Here is a 2,475-nt window from a genome sequence, read left to right on the forward strand (position 1 = left end):
CATGCAGCCGTCCATCTACCGTTCATGGCGTTATTTCCTGGACCAGATTCAGACGAGTACCATGGGCGCTGTGCTGGCGCTGCTTGGGGGTATGCTGCTGTCCAATGAACCGATTGCGGTCGGTCTTGTATGTATCCTGGTGATTATGATCAGTATGAAGATGAACCGTGCCGATACCATCGGCCTGACTCTGGTTACAGTCATTTCAGTGATGGAGGCTTCCGGACAGTGGGAGTTTGCGCTGACCCGGTTTTTGCTTACCCTGACAGGGATTGTTTCTGCATTTATCATTAATATCAGTGTATTTCCCCCGAAGCCGCGCAAGCAGTACATCCAGCAGATTGAGACTGTGTTTACCGGACTTTCGCTGCTGCTGCGGACTGCAGTGTCGCATGAGATGAAGGAGAGTGTATTTCGTGATGAGAAGAATGCACTCGAGGGCTCGATAAAAGCGCTGGCTGACAAATATGCTTTATTTGAGGAAGAGCAGAAGCAGCTGCGCCGGGCAAAATACAGCCAGACGAGACAGATGGTGGTATACAAGAACCTGCTGCATTCCTTGCAAAAAGGGTTTGAAGTGCTGGAAGCGGTAGACCGGCATTATTTCCAGGCGGAGCGGACGGAGCGGACGGATGAGCTGTTTGACCGGCATTTAGAGCAGCTGATCAAATACCATGAGTACATCCTGCTTAAGTTCGAAGATAAGCTGAAGCCGGGGGCTAATGACTCGGAGCCGCTCGGAGACGACAATGACAGTTTTCTGAATGCGGCGATTCAGGGCTACGATCCTGAGAAATCGGGACAATTACGCTTGTCAGTTGTGGCGGCGGCGATTTATGATTATGGATACCAGCTCGAACGTCTCGACAAACTGGCGGATCAGATCAACCGGACGAACGGGGATGAGAAGGAATAACTGCTCTTTTAAGTTAAACGCAAAAAATCCGGCCCCAGGGGCCGGATCATATACATAGCATAGAAAACATCCTAGAGCACGTTGCGAAACACTGTACGACTTGAAAACCTGCAATGAAGTTGTTAGAATATAAGGATATCAAAAGATGGAATGTTTGAGACATAAATAGTCAATATAATTATATCATGTACGAATTGTGATGTCAACCTTCCAAAGGGGATGAAATGGATTGGAGAAACATAATAGCGAGTGGCAGGTGGAACAAGAGAGGGTAACGGGAATTACGAAGCTGCTTACTGCCCGTATCCGGCAATTATCGGAGGAGCTTGGCCTCCATCGTAGTGACGTGGTAGATATGCGCAAAGACTTCTGGGAAGAGGTTACCGTCAACTTCAGCAGCCCCGATGATCTGGGTGAAACTTCTACAAGCCTGCGTCAGCAGGCGCAAATTCTGAATGAACGTGAGCGCCACCATCTGCAGTCCAGTAAAGCGCTTAAGAAATATAAGAAGCTGGTAGTCTCCCCGTATTTCGGACGGATTGATTTCTCTGACAGTGGGGTCAGTGCGGCAGAGAAAATCTATCTCGGAATCGGTTCATTAATGGAGGATAACGGCACTTTCCTGATCTATGACTGGCGGGCGCCGATTTCCAGCCAGTATTACGACGGCGCCCCCGGTCCCGCAGCTTATGAGACGCCGGGCGGCCTGGTAAGCGGCACGATGGAGCTAAAGCGCCAGTTTGTAATCGACAACGGCATCATTGAGGTAATGTTCGATACCGGGATGACCATCGGAGATGAATTGCTTCAGCAGGTGCTCAGCCACAGTGCAGATGACCGGATGAAGAGTATTGTCGCGACGATTCAAAAAGAGCAGAATGCCGTAATCCGCAATGACCGGAGCCGGATGCTGGTTGTCCAAGGGGCGGCTGGCAGCGGCAAAACATCAGCAGCGCTGCAGCGAGTCGCCTATCTGCTCTATAAGTACCGTGAGGTGCTGCAGGCAGATCAGATGCTTTTGTTCTCACCGAATCCGTTGTTTAACAGCTATGTATCCACGGTTCTGCCTGAGCTTGGCGAAGAAAATATGCAGCAGACTACATTCCAGATGTATCTGGAACACCGGCTGGGCCAGGAATTCCAGCTGGAGGATGTGTTCAGCCAGACGGAGAGTCTGCTCAACGCGCCGGATGGTCCGGCTGCGGCTGTGCGCCGTGAAGGGATTGGCTATAAATCCTCTGTTGCTTTTCTGGATGCCATCCGGCGTTATGTGAATCTGCTGGAACATGAGGGCATGATGTTTAAACCGCTGATGTTCCAGGGACGGGCAGTTGTCAGCAAAGAAGAGATGGAACGTCAGTTCTATGCTTATGACTCTAATATTAAGCTGGCGAACCGGATCGACTTTATGACAGGCTGGCTGCTCAAAAAAATAGCTGCCTTCAGTGTAGAAGAGCGAAGTGCCTCATGGGTAGAAGATCAGATCGAAGTGCTTGATTCCAGCGATTATCAGCGTGCTTACCAGATGACACGGCGCAAAGGCGGTGGCCATGACAACA

The 2,475-nt window shown here is 50.4% G+C and carries 2 protein-coding genes; both read left to right on the top strand.

The features are described from left to right. A partial coding sequence (locus AQR02_RS09030; protein WP_082451746.1) for an FUSC family protein occupies positions 1-916 on the top strand: 916 nt, incomplete at its 5' end. Positions 917-1,145: 229 nt separating this feature from the next. After that, positions 1,146-2,475 (top strand): RNA polymerase recycling motor HelD (helD, locus tag AQR02_RS33845; RefSeq protein ID WP_280818617.1); only part of this gene is annotated, 1,330 nt, incomplete at its 3' end.

Source organism: Paenibacillus ihuae, from assembly GCF_001368795.1.
Classification (GTDB): Bacteria; Bacillota; Bacilli; order Paenibacillales; family Paenibacillaceae; genus Paenibacillus_AQ; species Paenibacillus_AQ ihuae.